Genomic DNA, 1,959 nt, shown 5'->3' on the forward strand with positions numbered 1-1,959 from the left:
GCTGGATATTATTCAGCAATATATCAAGCTGCAGACAAGAGCTTTGGAAATTTCAAAGATTCAGAAACAAGCTGCGGCGGCAACTGAATTGGCGGTGAAAAAATTTGAAGCTGAACTGGCAAAATCAAAAGCGACAGAATACACCATTCGTCAGCAGATTACGGAAAAAGAGAATCAGATCAATGCGCTTTGTGGTCGTTATCCGCAACCGATTGTGAGAACAAAGGAAAGTTTTATGTCGACAATTCCGCAAACGGTTTATACAGGGATTCCGTCGCAATTATTGGCAAATCGTCCTGATATTAAGCAGGCTGAATTAGAATTAAAAGCAGCAAAATTAGATGTTGAAGCAGCAAGAAAAGAGTTTTACCCAAGTTTAGAAATTTCTGCAACTTTAGGATTGGAAGCTTTCAAGCCATCTTATTTAGTTAAAATGCCGGAATCTATTGCTTACAATTTGGTTGGTGAATTGGCTGGACCGCTCATTAATAAAAGTGCGATTAAGGCTAATTTTCAAACAGCAGATGCAAAGCAGATTCAAGCTTTGTATGAATATGACAAAACCATTCTGAATGCGTATTTAGATATTTCAAATTTAATGTCGAAAGTGAAAAACATCGATCAGTATTATCAGCTAAAATCACAGGAAACACAGGCTTTAGACCAGTCTATCGATATTGCCAATCAGCTTTTCAAAAATTCAAGGGCAGATTATCTGGAAGTTTTACTTAACCAAAGAGACGCTTTAGATGCAAAAATGGAGCTGATCGAAGCTAAAGAAAAACAGCTGAGCACAGTTGTAGACATCTACAAAAGTTTAGGCGGCGGCTGGAAATAAATTAGTTTTTTTATTCATATATCATTATTTCATTCGTTGAGTCCGGTTCTAATTTCAGAGCCGGACTTTTTATTTTAAAACAAGGTAGCTAATAACCAGCGGAACTTTCCGAAAATGCAAAACACTCCTGTTTATAACGATCAGAACTCCCCGAAAGTTTAAAACACTCCTGTTTGTGGTTTTCGGAATCTCCGAAAGCCTCCTGCACCCTTGCGAGAGACTTTCGGGTTTCCCCTATAGTTTGTTTCAGCCTCGTCGGCGATAAAATGATTTCTTTTTAAACTATTTAAAAATGTTTTATCAAAAAATAAAACACGTCAAGTTTTGGCGCATTACACCTATAGCTTTGCAATATAAAATAGTAAGAGTTATGGAAATCCCGTTTTATTTAAGCTTCAGAGAATTTGAAAATGATTATTATAACAATCTTGAAAACTGGTTTGAAAACAATCGAAATACCAGTGAAACTGATTTTCTACTTCATTTGAAAGAAATGTACAAACCGTATTTGTGTTATAATTTTTCTAAAGACAGATTACAGGCAGATGCTGTGATCGAAATAAATAACTGTTTTTTTCCGTATCACGAAAATTTTGGAATTTCTTTTAATATAAATCATACTAATGCTAAAAACTTCAAGGCAGGAATCGGCAATATTTCAGAAATGAAAAGCATCACGATGATGGAATATGCACAGCATATTTTAGACAGAATCAGCCATTATTTTCATAAAAATAAAATTTCGATGAAAGAAAATGAAACGGTTCTGGATTACATCAACCATTACGAGATTATCACAACAAAAGAAAAAACAGGTTATTGTCCGGATTATGATTTGCATCAGAAAAAACTTCCGTTTTTACAGGCTTTTCTTCCCCGTTTCGGAAGCACTGTCGATATGTCTCTTTACCGGAATTTTTATTTTTCAGTGGTAAAAATTGCAAATTTCATAGACTCGAAATTAAATGAAGTTCAGGCTTTCGATCAAAGTATTTACAGCGAATTAAAGTCTGAAGCGATGATAAAAATTCACATGAGAGGACACAGTTTTCTTACGATCTGTAACTGATTTTCAGGAGCTTTTTCCTGCTTTCCGCACTCGCTATTTTTTTTGGATTCGG

General features: G+C 35.1%; 2 protein-coding genes. Both read left to right on the plus strand.

Annotated features, from left to right (window positions below; translation table 11 throughout):
• The coding region (locus AB4Y90_RS17735) for a TolC family protein (protein WP_441558888.1) at nt 1-838 on the plus strand (838 nt) is incomplete at its 5' end.
• A 370-nt stretch (nt 839-1,208) separates the two neighbouring features.
• The gene (locus AB4Y90_RS17740) at nt 1,209-1,907 is read left to right on the plus strand and encodes a hypothetical protein (protein WP_441558889.1); all 699 of its coding nucleotides are present in this window, start codon (nt 1,209-1,211) and stop codon (nt 1,905-1,907) included.
• Nucleotides 1,908-1,959 lie beyond the last annotated feature (52 nt).

Source organism: Chryseobacterium sp. 2TAF14 (assembly GCF_052115105.1).
Taxonomy (GTDB): Bacteria; Bacteroidota; Bacteroidia; order Flavobacteriales; family Weeksellaceae; genus Chryseobacterium.

Coding starts and splice junctions, on each gene's coding strand:
- AB4Y90_RS17740 (WP_441558889.1), top strand. CDS start 1,209: ATGGAAATCCCGTTTTATTTAAGCTTCAGAGAATTTGAAAATGATTAT.